The sequence below is a fragment of the Streptomyces sp. NBC_00341 genome (assembly GCF_041435055.1).
Lineage (GTDB): Bacteria > Actinomycetota > Actinomycetes > Streptomycetales > Streptomycetaceae > Streptomyces.
This window is the reverse complement of sequence record NZ_CP108002.1, coordinates 7302966-7321007: the sequence shown is the minus strand read 5'-3', so window position 1 is coordinate 7321007 and position 18042 is coordinate 7302966. Positions and strand designations below refer to the sequence as shown.

Below are 18042 nucleotides of genomic sequence, written 5' to 3'. Positions count from 1 at the left end.
TCCCGTACCGGTTGCCGTGGGCCCCGCTCGGGTCCACGGCGGCCGGTCGAGGGCCGTCCCCCTCGGCCGGCCAGTCGGGGGGCGCCGGGCGTCAGGCCCCGGCGGCGATCTGGGCGAGGCGGCGGGCCTCGTCGCGGGTGGCGCGGGCGATGGTGTCCTCGTCCACGGTGGTCAGGTGGTTGCCCTCGACGACCGGCTTGCCGTCGACGAGCGAGAGGGTGACGGGGGCTGCGGCACCGAACACCAGGGCGGTCACCGGGTCGGCGATGGAGGCGTGGGCGATGGTGTCCAGCTTCCACAGGACCAGGTCCGCGAGCTTGCCGGGCTCCAGGGAGCCGATCTGGTCGGCGCGGCCGAGGACCTGGGCGCCGCCGTACGTGCCCAGGCGCAGCGCCTGACGGGCGTTCAGGGCGCGTTCGCGGTGCGGGCCGAGGCGGTTGATGAGGAGGGCGTTGCGCAGTTCGGTGTGGAGCTCGCCGGACTCGTTGGACGCGGTGCCGTCGACGCCGAGGCCGACCGGGACGCCGGCGGCGAGCATGTCCGGGACCCGGGCGATGCCCGCGGCGAGGCGGGCGTTGGAGGACGGGCAGTGCGCGACGCCGGTGCCGGTGCGGGCGAAGGCGGCGATGTCGGAGTCGTTCATGTGGACGCAGTGCGCCATCCACACGTCGTCGCCGAGCCAGCCGGTCGACTCGAAGTAGTCGGTCGGGCCCATGCCGAACAGCTCGTGGCAGAACTTCTCCTCCTCCACGGTCTCCGAGCCGTGGGTGTGCAGCCGCACCCCGCGACGGCGGGCCAACTCCGCTCCCTGCCGCATCAGTTCGGTGGACACGGAGAACGGGGAGCAGGGTGCGACGGCGATCTGGGTCATCGCGTCGAAGGAGGCGTCGTGGTGCGCGTCGATGGTGGCCTCGGTGGCGGCGAGCGCGCCTTCGAGGGTCTCCACGGCGAAGTCCGGCGGCAGTCCGCCGTCCTTCTCGCTGCGGTCCATGGAGCCGCGGGCGAGGGTGAACCGTACGCCCATCTCGCGGGCGGCGCCGATGATCGCGCCGGACAGGTCGCCGGAGCCGCGCGGGAACACGTAGTGGTGGTCCATCGCGGTGGTGACACCGCCGCGGGCCAGCGTGGCGAGCGAGCCCTGCGCGGCGGCGCGGGCCATCGGCTCGTCGATGCGCGCCCAGGTCGGGTACAGCGCGACCAGCCACTCGAAGAGGTTGTGGTCGGTCGCCAGGCCGCGGGTGATCCACTGGTAGAAGTGGTGGTGCGTGTTGATCAGGCCGGGCGTGACGAGATGACCGGTGCCGTCGATCCGGCGTACGACGTTGTCCAGGCCCTCCGGCGCCCGGCTTGCGCCGACCGACTCGATCCGGTTGCCGGCGACGACGACATGGCCCGAGGCGTACTCGGTGTCGTCGGCGTCGACGGTGGCGATCGAACAGTTCTCGATGACGATGCGTTCCACGCGCTCGGTCGCTGCCTGTGCTGCCATGGTGCTTCCTTCTCTCATCAGCGATGTGGGCACGGCAGGACCCTAGGAGGATTTGAGTGCCACGGCCGAGCGGCTGTGGGTGCCGAGATGGTGGAAGAAGAGATTGAGCAGGACCGCGACGAGCGCTCCGGCGCTGATGCCGGAGCCCAGGACGGTCTGCGCCCAGGACGGGAATCCCGCGTAGAAGCCGGGCGCGGCGAGCGGGATGATGCCCGCGCCGAGCGCCACGGCGACCAGGATGATGTTGGAGCTGTCGTCGAGCCCGGCCTCGGAGAGCGTACGGATGCCGCTCACCGCGATCGAGCCGAACAGGACGATGCCGGCGCCGCCGAGCACGGGCATCGGGACGAGCGAGACGACCGCGCCGAGCACCGGGAAGACGCCGAGGATCAGCAGGGCGCCGCCGGCGGTCGCGACGACGTACCGGCTCCGTACCCCCGTGAGGGAGACGACGCCGACGTTCTGGGCGAAGGCGCTCGTCGGGAAGCCGCCGAAGACCGGTCCGACGAGGGTGGCGATGCCGTCGGTGCGCAGTCCGCGGGTGATGGTCCGGCCGTCGGTGGGCCGGTCGCAGATCTCACCGAGTGCCAGCATTCCGGCGGACGACTCGGTCATCAGGACGAGCATCACGATGCAGAGGGAGAGGATCGCGGCGGGCTGGAACTCCGGTGCGCCGAAGGCGAAGGGGGTGGGCAGTGCGGCGAGCGGAGCGGAGCGCAGGGCCGAGAAGTCCGCGAGGCCGAACGGGATGGCGGCCAAGGTACCGATCAACAGCCCCATCAGCAAGGCGACTTGCTTGAGGAAGCCGCGGCCGAACCGCTGGATGACCAGGATGACGGCCAGGGTGAAGGCGGCCAGCGCGAGGTACTTCATCGCGCCGAAGTCGGCGGCGGTCTTGTCGCCGCCCTGCGCCCAGGAGACCGGGACCGGCATCAGCGTGACGCCGATGAGCGTGATGACGACGCCGGTGACGAGCGGCGGGAAGAACCGGAGCAGCCGTCCGAAGAACGGCCCCACGAGCAGGCAGAACACGCCCGCGACGAGCACCGCGCCGTAGATCGCCGGGAGTTGGTGGCCCGGCGCGCTGGTCTCCGCGATGGCGAGCATCGGCGCGATCCCGGCGGAGGAGGCCGCGTTGACGAACGGCAGCCGGTTGCCGGCGAAGCCCCCGATGCCGAGGGTCTGCAGGATGGTGGCGCAGCCGGCTATGAGGAGGCTGGCCGCGATCAGCCGGGTCAGCCCCGCCGTGTCGAGGCCGACGGCCTGTCCGATGATGAGCGGAGGGGTGACGACGCCCGCGTACATCGCGGCGATGTGCTGGAGCGCGGCGGGCAGGAGCCGCGACGGGGCAAGCTTTTCGTCCACCGGATGGATCGGGCCGTCCGGTGGGGTGGGACATGGACCTTCTGCTGCAGCAGGCCCAAGTGCAGGCTGTGCCATGGGAGTTCCCTCCGGCCCGGCCGGTCCCCGTCCGCTGTGGACGGACGGGGACCGGCGCGGCGCCGCGTCAGAGGTTGGTCAGATCGACCGGGATCTGCGGCTCGATGCCGTCGCGCAGCACGGTGCCCTCGATGAGCCCGTAAGGACGGTCGGCGGCGAAGTAGACCTCGTTGTCGTTCTTGAGGCCGAACGGCTCAAGGTCCACAAGGAAGTTGTGGTTGTTCGGCAGCGAGAACCGGATCTCGTCGATCTCGCTGCGGCTGTTGATGATCCGCGAACCCATCTGGTAGAGGGTCTGCTGGAGCGAGAGGGAGTACGTCTCGGCGAAGGCGTGGAGCATGTGCTTGCGCGCCTGCTCGTAGGACTTCTCCCAGTTCGGCATCCGCTGCTCGTCGCTGGTCCAGTTGTAGCGCCAGCGGGCCGAGACGTCGGTGCACAGGATGCGGTCGTACGCCTCCTTGAGCGTCGTGTACTTGTCCTTGACGTAGCCCCAGAACTCGGAGTTGGTCGAGTTCATCACCGTGAGGTCCTTGAGACCCGAGATGACCTGCCACGACTCGCCGTCGTAGGTGATCTGAGCGGTGCGGATCTCCTGGTTCTTGCGGACGAAGGAGTGCTTGACCTCGTCGGCACCGATGAACTGGGAGTTGCCGCCGGAGGTCGCGATGCGGTCCCAGGCGTACTCCTCGATCCGGATCCGAGCGATCTTGATCGGCTCCTGGCTCGTCACGAAGTGACGCGCCAGGTGGATGCCGAACTGCTCGGCGGACTCGATGCCGTGCTCCTTGGCGAACGCGAACACCGTGTTCTTGGTGGTGTCCGTGGGAAGGACGTTCGCGTTCGAGCCGGAGTAGTGCACGTCCTGCATGTCACCCGACAGGGCGACCGAGACGTTCAGGTCCTTGATGTGGTGGGTGTCGCCGTCCCGCGTGATCTTGACGACGCGGTTCTCTGCTTTGCCGTACTGGTTCTGGCCGAGAATCGTGGGCATGTGTCTGCTAGCTCCCTCGGTATACGGAGTAGCCGAACGGGTTGAGCAGCAGCGGTACGTGATAGTGCTCGCCCGGGGTGACGGCGAAAGTGATCGCCACCTCCGGGAAGAACGCACCGCTGTCCCTTACGCGGGGGGCGTCCTGCTGCGCCTCGGCTTGCTTCTTGCTGGCGAAGTACGGCTCGGTCCGGAAGTCGAGCCGTACGTGGGTGGTGCCCTCCGGCAGGGCCGGCAGGTCCTTGCAGCGCCCGTCCGCATCGGTCGCGGAGCCGCCGAGGGACACCCACTGCGCGTCGCTGCCGGTGCGGGCCTCGAGCGAGATGGCGACGTCCGCGGCGGGGCGGCCGATGCTGGTGTCCAGGATGTGCGTGGACACCGATGCGGTGGCGAAGGTGCTCAAGACCTTCACTCTCCTTCGGTTGCGGGTCTTACGCGTCTTCCGTGACGAGACGGGTCAGCCTGATGCGGTTGATCTTGCCCAGTTCGGTGCGCACGTGTCCGCGCTCCTCCTCGGGCGAGTTCCCGGACCGGGTCTTCAGCGCGTCGCGCATCTGCTCACCGGTGGCCCCGGTGGCGCAGATCAGGAAGACGTGTCCGAACCGCTCCTGGTAGGCCAGGTTGAGTTCGAGCATTTCGGTCTTGAGCTCCTCGGTGGCGCCGGCCATCCCCCGCTGTTCGCGGGAGGAGGTCGGGTCCCCGGGCTTCGGGCGGCCGATCGGCGGGTGGCCGGCCATGGCTTCGGCCAGGTCCTGCGCGTCGAGGGCCGCCGTGGCGGTGTCGCTCGCACGGAACAGGGCTTCGGCGGTGGCGTAGGGGCGCCCGGAGAGGATCGCTCTCCCCCAGGCCGCACTGGCACAGACCTCGTGCAGTGCTGCGGCCGCCTCGCGGTCCGCCAGGGTGTTGAACCGGGCCAGGCCCGGTGTGGAGCTCGAAGTCACGGGAGCCTCCGTGGCTGTTTTTCGCTGTGCGTCGGTCGGGCTGCGGATAGCTAACGCCCTCCACAACACCACGTCAACACTTTGTTGAAATTACGTTCATGTAAAAGGCCGTCGCCCGATGATCCGGACGACGGCCTTCCATGACGCTGCGCGGACCGAAACCGTCCACGCACCCAACTACTCGCTCTTCGGGCCGATATCCCTGTTCAGGTAGTTGTAGACGGTGAACCGGCTGACCCCCAGGGCCCCCGCCACCGTCTCCACACCGTGCCGCACGGAGAAGGCACCGCGTGCCTCCAGGGTCCGGACGGCCTCCTGCTTGGCCCTGCGGTCCAGCTCGGCGAGCGGCATGCCGTGCCGGCGCTCCATGGCGGCCAGAATGTGATCCAACGAGTCCGAGAGCTGCGGCAGCCGGACCGCGATGACGTCCAGGCCCTCCCAGGCCAGCACGACGTCGTCCGGGAGCGCCTGCTCCGGACCGAGCAGCTCGGCGCCCATGGCGTCGACGAGCGGCTTGACCGCGGCGACGAGGGGGTGGTCCGCGGGCTCGGTCACTTGGAGTCCTCCCCGATCACGTTGACCTGGAGGGAGACCCGCGTGGCACCCGATGCCAGGGCCTCGCGCAGGAGGGAGTCCACCGCGGTGAGCACCTCGTCGGCGCCGCCCTCGGCCGTATTGCCGAAGGGGCCGACGTCCACGGCGTCCAGATCTGCCGACTGGACGATCTCGCGGGCGACGACGGCGTGCGCCGGCGCCTCGTCGAGATCGAAGGGCTCGGTGGTGAACTCCACTCTCAAGCGCACGGTGCCTCCATGGTGCGGGTCGCCGCGGCGGGGAACCCCCGCAGCTCGGGCACGACCCTAACGGACGGACACCGCCGCACCCGTCTTCAGAGCGGCAGCACGCAGACCGCCGCCGGGGCGGCGAAGGGCGTCCCCACCGACTCCAGTGCGCCGCTCTCCGCGTCGACCCGGAACACCGTGACCGTGCCGGACTTCTGGTTGGCGGCCAGGAGCAGCGCCCCGTCCGGGGAGAAGGCGATGTGCCGGGGGAAGTCGCCGCCCACCGGCACGGTGTCCAGCAGCCGCAGCGTGGCCCCGTCGTCCTCGACGGCGTACCTGGTGAGGCTGTTGTGCCCCCGGTTGGCCAGGTAGGCGAAGCGGCCGTCCTCGGTGACCAGCAGCTGGGCCGGGTAGCTGGTGCCGCCGCCCGTCCCGGTGGACTGCGGGGCGCCCGGGGTCAGCACGCCGGTGGCGGGGTCGTAGCCGCAGACCACGACCGTGTTGTCGACCTCGCAGGCCAGGTAGGCGTACCGGCCGCCGGGGTGGAAGGTGAGGGCGCGCGGTCCGGCGCCGGGCCGCAGCGCGGCGTACGAGAGCTGCTCCAGGGTGCCCCGGTCCTCGTCGAGCCGGTAGGTGTACACCGTGTCGTTGCCCAGGTCGACGGCGAGGATGTGGCCGCCGTCCGGCGCGGTGATGATCTGGTGGGCGTGCGGCCCGTCCTGGCCCGGCCCCGGCGCGGGTGCGGTGTGGGCGACCAGGTCGGTGCGCTCCCCCGGTGTGCCGTCGGCGGCGAGGGGGTGCACGGCGACGCTGCCGGAGGTGTAGTTGGCGCTGAACAGCCACTTTCCGCCGGGGTGGACGGAGAGGTGGGCGGGTCCGGCGCCGCCGGTGTCCCGCGTCCCCAGCACCCGGAAGGTCCCGTCGGCGGCGAGCGCCACCGCCGTGACGCCGCCCTGCTGCTGCTCGTCGACGGCGTAGAGCGTGGAGCCGGTGGGGTGCAGCGCGAGGTACGAGGGGTTCTCGACGCCGGTGACGACGGTGCGGTCGGTGATGGTGCCGGCGGCCGGGTCGTACGAGGCCACGCCGATTCCGGTGCCTCCCGGCGTCGTCGAGGTATAGGTGCCGAGGAAGAGCGTCGCGGTCCTGCGCGCCCCCTCCCCGGTGGAGCGCGGCGCCCGCCCGGAATGTCCGGAGCGGGGCAGCGAGGGGGCGGCGGCGAGCGCGCCGCCCGCCAGGAGTGCTCCGAGAAGGGTGCGGCGGCTGGTGGGGGTGGTCATGCGAGGCACCTCGTGGGGTCGGCTGCGTCGGATGTGTCAGCCACAGTGGCCTGCCCCGGTGACCGGCGCAAGACGCGCACCGGTCATTGCGCGGGGCGCAACGCGCATGCGGGCCGCACCGCGCATGCGGGCCGTGCGGCATCAGCCGCCGGACCGGATGTCGCCGCTGGTGGACGAGGTGACCGGGTCCTGGTGGGCGAAGTCGCCCGGCGGGATCCCCGGGTGGCGTCCGCCTTCCCGACGCGCCGGGCAGGACCGTCGTGCTCCGCGGCCCACGGTCAGCCGGAGGCGGCTTCCCGGTCGCAGGCCGACGGGTGGGACTTCCTGAGCTCCGCGAGGATCCGGGCGCGGTCGTGGGCGATCTGCTTCTCGCCTGTGCTCCAGAGGTCGGGGCTGGTCGCGTGCCCGGGGATGGCGATGAGGACGTGGTCACCGACCCGAAGGCGGGGGGAGACGTCGTGGTCCATCGGAAAGGTGATCCGGGCGGGGCCCGTTCGTGGCTTGTAGCGGCGCTCCACGGCCACTTCGATCCGGTCCTGCGTGGTCCCGGGCAAGGGGCCGGCCTGGGTGACCGTGCCCTCGACGATCAGCCGCGCGCAGGCCACGTACCCGCCGGTGGAGACCTTGCCCTCGGCGGCGTCACCGGTCGGACCCGTCCCGGTTCGGCCCACGGCGAGGAACCATGTCAGCCCCGCCACCGCACAGACGACCAGGGCCGCCACGAGGCGGCCCGCCGCGACGGCCCGGCCCCGACGCGCCCGGCGGGGCGGCCTCGACCGCTGCCGCTGTCCGGCCGCATCCCTGCCGGGGAGCTGCGCCGGCTCCTGAGCGGTGAGCTCGCCGGCGATGAGGGTGAGTTCTCGGCGGAGCGCGGCGAGGTCGGCGCGGGCCGCACGGTACTCGGCCGTACGGCCGGCGTCGCAATACGCGGCGCGGGGCATCGGTCCGTCCAGGATCGCGGCCATCAGCGGGTCCGCCTCGCCCTGGCCGCCGGCCGACGTGTGTTCGGCGGTCACGTCATACCACCTCGTCCTCGTGAAGCCGTTCGCGCAGGGCACGGACGGCGGTGTGCAGCCGGCTCTTGACCGTGCCCTCGGGGATGCCGAGTTGCTGGGCGATCACCCGGACGGGCAGGTCGGCGTAGAAGCGCAGCACGAGGACCTGCCGCTGTGTCTCGGGCAGTTCGTCCAGGCCCTGGGCGACGGCGAGCGAAATGACCCGGGTGTCCTCGCCGGAGGAGGTCTCCCCCTGCCGCAGCGAGGCCAGCCGCTCGCCGAGGCGTTCTTGACGGTGCTTGGCGCGGTGCCAGTCCATGGCGAGGTTGGAGGCGACGACCGCGGCCCACGCGGAGACGTTGTCCGGCGCCTCCCGGCCGCTCGCCGCCCGCTCCAACAGCCGCAGGCGGACCTGCTGCACTCCGTCCGGCAGGTCCGCCTGCGGCACTCCGCCGAGTGCGAGTACGGCCCGCACCCGGCGCTCCTGGGCCGCGTCCAGCGGATCATCGGCACCGCGGCCCGTCCCCCGGCCGCGGCTCGTCCTCATGCGTAGCAACACGCCCTCCCCTCCCGCCTCTCCTCACCCGTTTCCCCTACGACGCCGCAGCGGTGCGGAACGTTCGACGCGGGCGCGTACGGCATCCGATGTCGCCCGGCCTGCCTGGAACGGCCCGGCGCGACGATGCGCGACAGCGGGGAGCAGCACCTGACGGGCCCGAATTCCGGGCACCCCCTTGACAGCCCGCCCGCCCTCCGGGCAATCTTCCGTTAAGCAGAAACTAACTTCCGCAATACGGAAGGAGCGCCGAAACCCTCATGGGCTACCCGGACCAGCGCTTCGATGTAAACCTTTCGATCCTCTTCACGGAACTCCCGCTCCTGGAGCGTCCCGCGGCAGCCGCCGCGGCGGGCTTCACGGCGGTCGAGCTGTGGTGGCCCTGGATCGAGACCCCCACCCCTCCGCAGGCCGAACTCGACGCCCTCAAGAAGGCGCTCGGCGAAGCGGGCACCGAGCTGGTGGGGCTGAACTTCTACGCCGGACAGCTGCCCGGCCCCGACCGCGGCGCGCTCTCCGTGCCCGGCACGGAGTCGGACCGCTTCCGCGCCAACATCGAGGTGGCGGCCGACTTCGCCGCCTCGGTCGGCTGCAAGGCGCTCAACGCGCTCTACGGCAACCGGATCGACGGCGTGGACCCCGGCGTCCAGGACGAACTCGCCCTGGAGAACCTGGTCCTCGCCGCCCGTGCGGCGGACCGGATCGGGGCGATCCTGCTGATCGAGACCCTGAACGCGCCGGAGTCGCCGCGCTACCCGCTGGTCAGCGCACCGGCCGGGATCGAGGTCGTCGACCGGATCAACGCGGCGACGGGCCTCGGCAACGCGAAGTTCCTGATGGACCTGTACCACCTGTCGATGAACGGCGAGGACCTCAGCGAGGTCATCACCGCGTACGCCGGCAAGACCGGTCACGTCCAGATCGCGGACAACCCGGGGCGCGGCGCGCCCGGCACCGGCGCGCTCCCCCTGGAGCAGCTCCTGGACGAGCTGACGAAGGCCGGTTACGACGGCTGGGTCGGCCTGGAGTACAAGCCGGGCGACCGGCCGAGCGCCGAGTCCGTCGAGTGGCTCCCGGCCACCGCGAGGCCCGCCCGCCGGTAGCGGCGGACCGTCACTCGTACACACGTTTATCGGAAGGCACCCTCATGAGCAACAACCTCCCCAAGGTTGCGTGGATCGGGCTCGGCATCATGGGTTCGCCCATGTCCGAGAACCTGATCAAGGCCGGTTACGACGTCACCGGTTACACCCTGGAGCAGGACAAGGTCGACCGGCTGGCGGCGGCCGGCGGCACCGGCGCGTCCTCGATCGCCGAGGCGGTCAAGGACGCGGACGTGGTCATCACGATGGTGCCCGCCTCCCCGCAGGTCGAGGCCATCGCGTACGGTCCCGACGGCATCCTGGAGAACGCCAAGCGCGGCGCGCTGCTGATCGACATGTCCTCGATCACCCCGCAGACCTCCGTGGACCTCGCGAAGAACGCCACCGAGAAGGGCATCCGGGTCCTGGACGCCCCCGTCTCCGGCGGCGAGGCCGGTGCGATCGAGGCCGTGCTGTCCATCATGGTGGGCGGCGAGCAGGCCGACTTCGACACCGCCAAGCCGGTGCTGGACGCACTGGGCAAGACCATCGTGCTCTGCGGTCCGCACGGCTCCGGCCAGACGGTGAAGGCCGCCAACCAGCTGATCGTCGCGGTCAACATCCAGGCCTGCGCCGAGGCCGTCGTCTTCCTGGAGAAGTCCGGGGTCGACCTCGCCGCCGCGCTCGACGTCCTCAACGGCGGACTGGCCGGCTCGACCGTGCTGACCCGCAAGAAGGCCAACTTCCTGAACCGGGACTTCGCCCCCGGCTTCCGGATCGACCTGCACCACAAGGACATGGGCATCGTCACGGACGCCGCCCGCAATGTGGGTGCCGCGCTGCCGGTCGGCGGAGTCGTCGCCCAGCTCGTCGCCTCGCTGCGCGCGCAGGGCGACGGCGGCCTGGACCACTCGGCGCTGCTGCGCTCGGTCGAGCGCCTCTCCGGTCAGCCCGTCCAGGACTGATCCGATGCGGCCGGACCCCGCGCGGGTCCGGCCGGCACCACCCGCCGGGTGACCTTCTCCCCCGGCCCACAGACTTCCGGGCGGCGCAGGCGCTGACACCTGTCCTGTCGCGCCCAGGCGCCGGCGCCGCCCGGAACACCTCCTCACCATGAATTTCAACAAACTGTTGACGACGGGTTCGGAGCGTACTTACGCTCCGGGGGCGTGTCCGCAAAGTGTCGTCGTCCGCCCGGAGGGCGGGGCCGGCGGTGTCTGGTGCGTGCTCTCGCAAGGCGCCGGAGTGCCCTTGTAGCGGAGCTACTCGGGCACTTCGGCAACGCCGCGAGAGCGCGTGCCAGACACCGCCGGCCAGACGAGACTTTGTGGACACGCCCCCGCCCCAGGGACGTCGCAGTTCAGCAGCTCCCCGTACGGAAGGTCGCCCCGACACCATGACGCAGCGTGTGCTTACGACCGAGTCAGGCGCCCCGGTCGCCGACAACCAGAACTCCGCCACCGCCGGCGTCGGTGGCCCGATCCTCCTCCAGGACGGTCACCTCCTGGAGAAGCTCGCCCGCTTCAACCGGGAGCGCATCCCGGAGCGCGTGGTGCACGCCCGCGGCTCCGGCGCGTACGGCTACTTCGAGGTGACCGACGACGTCACCGGCTTCACCCGCGCCGACTTCCTCTCCGAGGTGGGCAAGCGCACCGAGACGTTCATCCGCTTCTCCACGGTCGCAGACTCGCTCGGCGGCGCGGACGCGGTACGCGACCCGCGCGGTTTCGCCCTCAAGTTCTATACGGACGAGGGCAATTACGACCTGGTCGGCAACAACACCCCGGTGTTCTTCATCAAGGACCCGATCAAGTTCCCCGACTTCATCCACTCCCAGAAGCGCGACCCGTTCACGGGCCGTCAGGAGCCGGACAACGTATGGGACTTCTGGGCGCACGCCCCCGAGGCGACGCACCAGGTGACCTGGCTGATGGGCGACCGGGGCATCCCCGCCTCGTACCGCCACATGAACGGCTACGGCTCGCACACCTACCAGTGGACGAACGCCGCGGGCGAGGCCTTCTTCGTCAAGTACCACTTCAAGACCAACCAGGGCGTGCGTTCGCTCTCCGCGGACCAGGCCGCCGAGCTCGTCGGCAAGGACGCCTCCTCGCACCAGACCGACCTGCTGCAGGCGATCGAGCGCGGCATGAACCCGTCCTGGACCCTGCACGTACAGGTGATGCCGGCCGCCGACGCCGCGGACTACCGGTTCAACCCGTTCGACCTGACCAAGGTGTGGCCGCACAGCGACTACCCGCTCCAGCGGGTGGGCCGGCTCGTGCTGGACCGCAACCCGGACAACGTCTTCGCGGAGGTCGAGCAGGCCGCGTTCTCCCCGAACAACTTCGTGCCCGGCATCGGTCCCTCCCCGGACAAGATGCTCCAGGGCCGCCTGTTCGCCTACGCGGACGCGCACCGCTACCGCCTCGGCGTCAACCACACCCAGCTGCCGGTGAACGCCCCGCGCACCGCCGTCGTCGACAACTACGGCCGCGACGGGCTGCACGCCACGCGTCACGGCGCGCGGCACGACAAGAACTACGAGCCCAACTCGTACGCGGGCCCGGCCCAGACGGACTCCGCGTTCTCCGCGCCGATGGCCGTCCAGGGCTGGACCGGCACCCACGAGGCGCCCGCCCACAACAAGGACGACGACTTCTTCCAGGCGGGCGAGCTGTACCGGCTGATGTCGGACGACGAGAAGGGCCGGCTGATCGCCAACATCGCGGGCGGCCTGTCCCAGGTCACGCGCGACGACGTGATCGAGAAGAACCTCGCCCACTTCCACGCCGCGGACGCCGACTACGGCAAGCGCGTGGAGGAGGCCGTCCGCGCCCTCCGCGAGGACTAAGCCCTCTCGTTGGGCCCCAAGCCCTGCTCGCGTCGTCGCGCCCGCCCGGATGAGGGGTTGCGCGGGGCGCGGGCAGGACGGGGGTGCCTGGCGGATACCCGCCGCGACGCCGCGGGGATCCGCCAGACGCCCCCGGGGCCGCGGCGGATGTGCGACGCCAGTGCGGTGGTGCGGGTGGGGGTCCCGTCTCCTGACCTGAAGGAGCCGGAACTCCCCGCCCCCGTCACACGCCCGCCGCGGCCCCTGTCACTCCCTGAACCAGGGCGTGGAGTACGGATTACGGTCCCGTGCTCCACGCCCTTTTCGGGATCAGAGGACGGACCTCGTGGCCTCCAGCAGCACGGCGGTGCTTGCCTCGGGATCGTGGTTCATGGTGAGCGACTGGTGGGGTAGCCGGGTTAGGCGACTGACGAGATCCTCTGTCGAGGTTTCGGAGGGCAGGAGCCCGAAGACGTCCGGGTACCGGTCCTCTGTGGCAGAGCTGAAGAAGTCGGCATCGGTCACGCCCCGGGCCGCCGTGGTCAGTGCTGGTTCGGCCTCCGGAGCGATTTCCGGGAAGAGGATTCCGACCGCGTGCCCTTCGGTGGCCGGTGTCAGCCCGAGCCAGATTTCCAGCTGATCGGGGAAGAACTGCGGCTTCATCTCCGCTCCCGACCTCTTCCACAGCGGGGTGCGGTCACCGGCGAGAAGCGCGTCGGTCACCGCCTGCTTCTGGGTGGGATGCATCAGTTCACCGGCCCGGACCCGGCCGCGTACGGGCTCGTACCAGCCGAGGGCGTCGAGCAGGCCGAAGCCGATGGCCGCCGCGCTGGTTCCGGTCGCCCGGTCAGCACGCGGGCTCCGAGCTCGGTGTGCTGTTCCTCGTCGACGTCGGCACGGATCACCGGACCGATCGCAGTGCACGGGTCAACGTTCGCAGCCGTCCACCACAGGCCCAGGTACCGGCTGACCCAGTCGGTGATGGCCGAGGTCTGGCTGACGACGGTGACCGATTGCCTGTCCGCCGTCGTGATACGGGTCGCGAAAGTCATGAAACCGGCATCTCCTTGAGTGTGGAGCAGAGGTGGTAGTAGGCGGCCTGCAACTCGACCTCTGCCTCAGCGAGTTCGCGTTGCTCTTCGGCGCCCAAGCGCGGGAGACACACGGTGGGGTGCCCGGAGGTGAAGTGCAACGGCATTCCGAGATACGTGCCGTCCCTCGGGGCTGACAGTTCGATGACGCCGTCCGTGACGTCCAGAGCACGGGCGAGCGCGGCCACGGTGGCAGCGGCGGGACCGGAACGGACCCGGCCGATACCGGCGGCGATACGGCCGGGCCGGGCGGCCATCTCGGCCCGGATCGCCTGGACGGGGATGCGGGCAGCCCGACCGTTGACCGTGGTGGAGGAGGCGCGGATAACCGCCAGGTCTCCGTGCTCGCCGATCACATGCCCGTGCACGGCCCGGGTCGGCACCCCCGTCGTCCGGGCCAGGATGAGTCCGTAGCGGGCGGTGTCGGTACTTGAGCCGATCCCCCACACCCGTGTGCTGCCGGACGCCTCCGCGTGCAAACGGGTCATGACGTCCACGGGATTGGTCACCACGACGACCGGTCCGGTGAACCCGGCCAGTTCCTGGGCGAGGTGCCGGATCGTCGCCCCATTGGCGATGAGGCCGGCCATGCGGATGTCTGTCGTGTGGTCGTTGGCGAAGGCAGCTCGGGGGCAGAGGACGATGGCATCGCACGACTTCATCCGGGCAGGGTCGACCCGGTGCGCTCGACCGGGTTCAGCGAACGGCCACGGTCCCGCCATGCGGTGATGACTAGGGACCTTCCAGTCGCCTGGTCACTGTGTCGAGCGTCGGCCAAGGAGGCCCCTCGCGCAGCAAGCGCAGGAGTTCCTCGCCGAACCGCCTCCCATTCGGAAACTGGTCGCCAAGCTCCCAACGCCATGCGGCGACCATCGCGATAACGAGCTGTCGGCACTCGTCCAGCAATCCGTGGTCAACGCTCGGGTAGTGCTCGCAGACCGCCTCGGGAACATGGGCGAGGTCGAACTCGACGGGACCACGGCAACACGTCTCAAGGTCGATGAACAACGAGCCGTTCTTCGTGCTGAGCACATTGCCCGGATGCGGCTCGCCGTGGAGCAGCTGCTCCGCGGCGCCGCGGTCGTCGATCGCTCGTCGCAGGCTTGCCAGCCTGCCGCCCAGGAACACGCGGTCCGTGTGGGCGAGCTCCGGTGAGCGATCCGGGTCGGCGACAACTTCTTCCGCCTCCGTGATCCGGTCCGTGAACCTCGGGCTCGGCACGTCGACCTTGCGCATGCCGACGTGCAGCTGCTCCAGCGCCTTGGCGTAGTCGACCGGTGAGGTATGAGGTGTCACGGGCTCGTAGTAGGTCCACAGCGTCACTGCGAAGCCGTCGCGCGTGTACACACGAGGGTCCACCCGCGGCTCCAAGGGGCACACCGGGCATGCGACCTCGACGAGCCGCTGGGCGAGATCGACTTCGAACTGCGCAACCTCTTGTCCCACAAAGGCGACCCGGGCAAAGACGTCGCACGGCGTCAGCCGCAGTGCCAGCTTGTTCGAGTTATGCAGAACGACTGCGTCGTTGGCCGGCAAGTCGAGCGATGCGGCGATCGAAGTCGCAGCCGAGATCGCACGCGTGATGTCAGTGATCTCCACCCCCGAATCTTGGCATAGAGGAACGAGGACGGTGCCAGGCAGCCAACTACCTCGGCTCGGCACAGTTGGCATCGAACCCAGATGAGCAACGCAACAGGCGCCATGATCAGGAAAATGAGTGGGCCCGACCGGTACCGAGCCCTCGGAGGGCCGTCCGCCCTGCGCATCTCACACTCCACGCCGGCGCTCGCCCACAAGCCCGGTCTCGTAGGCGACGATCACGAGCTGGGCGCGGTCCCGCGAACGCAGCTTGGCGAGTAGCCGCCCGATATGGGTCTTGACCGTGGCGAGGCTCAGATGGAGGTGCTCTGCGATCTCTGTGTTGGACAGCCCCCGCGCGATCAGACCGAGCACCTCCAACTCCCGGTCGGTGATCCCGTCCAGCGAGCGGCTGGGCGGGCGCGCGGGCTCGGGACGGCGGGCGAACTCCGCGATCAGGCGGCGGGTCACCGAGGGGGCGAGGAGTGCCTCGCCCGCGGCGACGACTCCGATGGCGGTGAGGACCTCGGCCGGCGGGGTGTCCTTGAGCAGAAATCCCGCGGCACCGGCGCGCAGGGCGGCGTAGACGTACTCGTCCAGGTCGAAGGTGGTGAGGATGAGGACGCGGACGCCGGACAGGACCGGGTCCGAGCAGATCCGCCGGGTCGCCTCAATGCCGTCGAGGCCCGGCATGCGTACGTCCATCAGCACGACGTCCGGCCTCTCGCGGCGGGCGAGTTCGACGGCCTCCGCTCCGTTCGCGGCCTCGCCCACGGCCGTCATGCCGGGCGTGTGGTCGACGAGGACCCGGAAGCTGCCGCGCACCATCGCCTGGTCGTCGACGATCAGTACCCGGACCGGGGTCACGTCGGTCATGGTCATCGGTTCCCTTCGGCGGGCAGGCGGACGGACACCGCGAAGCCGCCTTCCGGCCGAGGCCCCGCCTCGCAGCTGCCGCCGTACATCATCGCCCGCTCCCGCATGCCCAAGAGGCCATGCCCGCGCGACAGTTCGCGGTCGGCCTGCCCGCGTGCGGACGGTGGCCCCTCGTCCGTGATGTCGATGCGTATCTCGCGCGCGTCCGCCTCGACCGTGACCTGGCAGCGGGTCGGGGCGGCGTGCCGGACCGCGTTGGTGAGGGCCTCCTGGACGATCCGGTAGATGGTCAGCCGCGTTCCCTCGGTCAGGCCCTCCGTGGCGCGCACCGTCAGGTCGACATCCACCCCGGCCCGGTGTGCCTGTGCGGCGAGCGGGCCGAGGCCGTCGAGATCCGGTACGGGGCCCAGCGGCGCGCCCTCGATACGCAGCACACCGAGCGTGCGCCGCATCTCGGCCAGTGCGGAACGGCTTGTCTCCTCGATGACCTTGAGGGCGGCCCGCGCCTCCCTCGGGTCGGCCTCCGCCACATGCCCGGCGACACCCGCCTTGACGGCGATCAGGCTCAGGTTGTGCGAGACGATGTCGTGCACCTCACGGGCGATCCTCAGACGCTCCTCGTCCAGTGCGTGCTCCGACCGGCGCCGCTGTTCCCGGGCAGCCTCGGACCGGCGGCCGCGCACGGTGAACCCCGCGCCCCAGGCCCCGCCGATCACCAGGAGCACGAGCCCGGCCACCCCGACGGCGCCCCGCCAGTCCTCGGCGGGAGTCACCACCGCCTCGCCGAGATAGACGGCACCGCACGCCACCGGCAGCGTCACCGCGAGTGCGAGCACGGACCTGCGGGCGGGCTCGGCCAGTCCGACGAGGTAGGCCGCAAGCCCGGCGGCGACGTAGGGCTCACGGGGGATGTCGAGGAGCGATGCCGCGGACAGGGAGGCCAGCACGGACGCCAGGACCGCGAGCGGCCAACGACGGCGTACGGCGATCGGCAGGCCGACCGTGGCGGCAATCAGCCAGCCCAGCCAGACCGGTCCGGTGTAGACGGGCTGGCCGTCGTCGGCGGTGAGCCGGGCGAAGCCGACGTACACGGTGGTCAGGGCCAGGGCCGCGCTGACGTCGAGGGCGTAGAGATGGCGCTGCCCCTTGGGCTTCATGACCCGACCGTACCTGTACGCGTCCACTCAACCGGCCTGTCCCAGCAGCACCATCAGCCCGAGCGTCACCAGGGTCAGCGGCACCCAGCGCAGCACCGCCGCCCGGCCGGGACGGGGCGCTTCACGCAGCAGCGCCACGCCCAGCGGCACCAGTGCCGCGCACAGTCCGGTCAGGGCCACCAGCGACACAGGGGTGGTTCCCTTCAGCACCCCGAGGGGCAGTGCCGAGGTGAGGCCGAGTGCGGCAGCGCGGACCGGGCCGAGCACCCGGGTGCGCCAGGAGCCCAGCGCGAGGACCACCCACCCGGCGAGGATGGCGAGGTTCAGCGTGGCGAAGACATGAAAGGCCCCGTAGCCGGCAGAGACCGCTTCGGTGGCGGGCCCGACTCCCTGGGAACGCACCAGCTGAAAGGCCAGATGGTCCACGCCCGCGTGAAAGGCGCGGGCGAACAGTCCCAGCATGACCAACACCCCGCCCCACAGCCCCCATCCGGCACTGCGGGACCCGATCCGTGCGGCCACAACGGCCACGGCGGGCCAGAGCAGCAGACTGCCCGCGGCAAAGAGGCTGTACGCGGTGGCCATCAGGGTGGGGTGCCGCTCGTACGCCGCGAGTTGGTCGGGGTAGAAAAAGTGGAAGCGGGCCCGCAACAACGCGCCGGTCAGCATCAGGAGCGGGCCGAGCACCATGGCGGTGCCACCCACCCAACGCCCGGGGAAGCCGGTCCCCTCCAACCGCTCCACAGGCAGCGCGGCACGTAGTCGGGCGCCGGTCGTTGCGACCGCCGTGGCCATGGATGTCGTCGGGTTCGTCATGTTGACGACGATGCCTGCGCCGTCCCCGCAGGGCGTCGGACCAGGAGCTGAACTGCGGGGTCGGACCTGGGTATGACCCGTCGGGACGCCCGAACAGGCACCGCTTCCAACCTGCTGCACGAGCGATGTGAAGTCGAAGCT

General features: G+C 70.6%; 20 protein-coding genes and 1 pseudogene. 3 read left to right on the top strand and 18 right to left on the bottom strand.

Features of this window, described 5'->3' with window-relative positions; genetic code table 11:
- Nucleotides 1–91 precede the first annotated feature (91 nt).
- From OG892_RS32925 to OG892_RS32875, 11 genes and pseudogenes are all read right to left on the bottom strand, one after another.
- Nucleotides 92–1489, bottom strand: coding sequence for an 8-oxoguanine deaminase (locus OG892_RS32925; RefSeq protein ID WP_371630972.1), 1398 nt, complete (start codon nt 1487–1489; stop codon nt 92–94).
- Nucleotides 1490–1531: 42 nt separating this feature from the next.
- Entirely contained in the window at nt 1532–2929 is a 1398-nt protein-coding gene (locus OG892_RS32920) for a nucleobase:cation symporter-2 family protein (RefSeq protein ID WP_371630971.1), read from the bottom strand.
- A gap of 67 nt (nt 2930–2996) precedes the next feature.
- Nucleotides 2997–3920: a factor-independent urate hydroxylase gene (gene pucL, locus OG892_RS32915; RefSeq protein WP_073735068.1), complete on the bottom strand. Its 924-nt coding sequence runs from the start codon at nt 3918–3920 to the stop codon at nt 2997–2999.
- Between the two features lie 7 nt (nt 3921–3927).
- Complete coding sequence (gene uraH, locus OG892_RS32910) at nt 3928–4320, bottom strand: hydroxyisourate hydrolase (protein WP_327339739.1); 393 nt, start codon at nt 4318–4320, stop codon at nt 3928–3930.
- 28 nt (nt 4321–4348) lie between these two features.
- Entirely contained in the window at nt 4349–4858 is a 510-nt protein-coding gene (uraD, locus tag OG892_RS32905; RefSeq protein ID WP_073735066.1) for a 2-oxo-4-hydroxy-4-carboxy-5-ureidoimidazoline decarboxylase, read from the bottom strand.
- Between the two features lie 177 nt (nt 4859–5035).
- On the bottom strand, nt 5036–5413 hold the full coding sequence (locus OG892_RS32900) for a helix-turn-helix domain-containing protein (RefSeq protein ID WP_073735065.1): 378 nt from the start codon (nt 5411–5413) through the stop codon (nt 5036–5038).
- Nucleotides 5410–5661: a hypothetical protein gene (locus OG892_RS32895; protein ID WP_073735064.1), complete on the bottom strand. Its 252-nt coding sequence runs from the start codon at nt 5659–5661 to the stop codon at nt 5410–5412. The genes OG892_RS32900 and OG892_RS32895 overlap by 4 nt, the downstream gene beginning before the upstream one ends.
- A gap of 86 nt (nt 5662–5747) precedes the next feature.
- On the bottom strand, nt 5748–6917 hold the full coding sequence (locus OG892_RS32890; RefSeq protein ID WP_371630970.1) for a lactonase family protein: 1170 nt from the start codon (nt 6915–6917) through the stop codon (nt 5748–5750).
- 141 nt (nt 6918–7058) lie between these two features.
- A pseudogene (locus OG892_RS32885) lies at nt 7059–7154 on the bottom strand (GntR family transcriptional regulator); the annotation flags it as partial.
- Nucleotides 7155–7195: 41 nt separating this feature from the next.
- A complete protein-coding gene (locus OG892_RS32880; RefSeq protein WP_371630969.1) occupies nt 7196–7933 on the bottom strand; it encodes a hypothetical protein in 738 nt (245 codons plus the stop codon).
- A gap of 1 nt (nt 7934) precedes the next feature.
- Nucleotides 7935–8459 carry a sigma-70 family RNA polymerase sigma factor gene (locus tag OG892_RS32875; RefSeq protein WP_371630968.1) on the bottom strand — a complete coding sequence of 175 codons (525 nt, stop codon included), beginning with the start codon at nt 8457–8459 and terminating at the stop codon, nt 7935–7937.
- A 269-nt stretch (nt 8460–8728) separates the two neighbouring features.
- Between OG892_RS32875 and OG892_RS32870 the strand changes: the two genes are divergently transcribed.
- From OG892_RS32870 to OG892_RS32860, 3 genes are all read left to right on the top strand, one after another.
- The gene (locus tag OG892_RS32870; RefSeq protein WP_371630967.1) at nt 8729–9571 is read left to right on the top strand and encodes a TIM barrel protein; all 843 of its coding nucleotides are present in this window, start codon (nt 8729–8731) and stop codon (nt 9569–9571) included.
- Nucleotides 9572–9615: 44 nt separating this feature from the next.
- Nucleotides 9616–10515, top strand: coding sequence for a 2-hydroxy-3-oxopropionate reductase (locus OG892_RS32865; protein ID WP_327339735.1), 900 nt, complete (start codon nt 9616–9618; stop codon nt 10513–10515).
- Between the two features lie 431 nt (nt 10516–10946).
- The gene (locus OG892_RS32860) at nt 10947–12404 is read left to right on the top strand and encodes a catalase (protein ID WP_328864837.1); all 1458 of its coding nucleotides are present in this window, start codon (nt 10947–10949) and stop codon (nt 12402–12404) included.
- A gap of 309 nt (nt 12405–12713) precedes the next feature.
- Here OG892_RS32860 and OG892_RS32855 read toward each other — a convergent pair whose 3' ends face one another.
- The 7 genes from OG892_RS32855 to OG892_RS32825 all read right to left on the bottom strand — a co-directional run bounded on the left by OG892_RS32855 (nt 12714) and on the right by OG892_RS32825 (nt 17901).
- Nucleotides 12714–13130 (bottom strand): hypothetical protein, encoded by a 417-nt coding sequence (locus OG892_RS32855; RefSeq protein WP_371630966.1) that lies wholly within the window; start codon nt 13128–13130, stop codon nt 12714–12716.
- Nucleotides 13130–13435, bottom strand: coding sequence for a hypothetical protein (locus OG892_RS32850; protein ID WP_328864840.1), 306 nt, complete (start codon nt 13433–13435; stop codon nt 13130–13132). Before OG892_RS32850 ends, OG892_RS32855 begins: the two co-directional genes overlap by 1 nt.
- Nucleotides 13432–14136, bottom strand: a complete 705-nt coding sequence (locus tag OG892_RS32845) for a hypothetical protein (protein WP_371630965.1) — start codon at nt 14134–14136, stop codon at nt 13432–13434. Before OG892_RS32845 ends, OG892_RS32850 begins: the two co-directional genes overlap by 4 nt.
- A 70-nt stretch (nt 14137–14206) precedes the next feature.
- Nucleotides 14207–15073, bottom strand: coding sequence for a phosphotransferase family protein (locus tag OG892_RS32840; protein ID WP_371630964.1), 867 nt, complete (start codon nt 15071–15073; stop codon nt 14207–14209).
- A gap of 168 nt (nt 15074–15241) precedes the next feature.
- Complete coding sequence (locus OG892_RS32835) at nt 15242–15934, bottom strand: response regulator (RefSeq protein ID WP_371630963.1); 693 nt, start codon at nt 15932–15934, stop codon at nt 15242–15244.
- Nucleotides 15931–17085, bottom strand: coding sequence for a sensor histidine kinase (locus tag OG892_RS32830; RefSeq protein ID WP_371630962.1), 1155 nt, complete (start codon nt 17083–17085; stop codon nt 15931–15933). The genes OG892_RS32835 and OG892_RS32830 overlap by 4 nt, the downstream gene beginning before the upstream one ends.
- A 27-nt stretch (nt 17086–17112) precedes the next feature.
- Nucleotides 17113–17901, bottom strand: a complete 789-nt coding sequence (locus OG892_RS32825; protein WP_371630961.1) for a hypothetical protein — start codon at nt 17899–17901, stop codon at nt 17113–17115.
- Between the last annotated feature and the right edge of the window lie 141 nt (nt 17902–18042).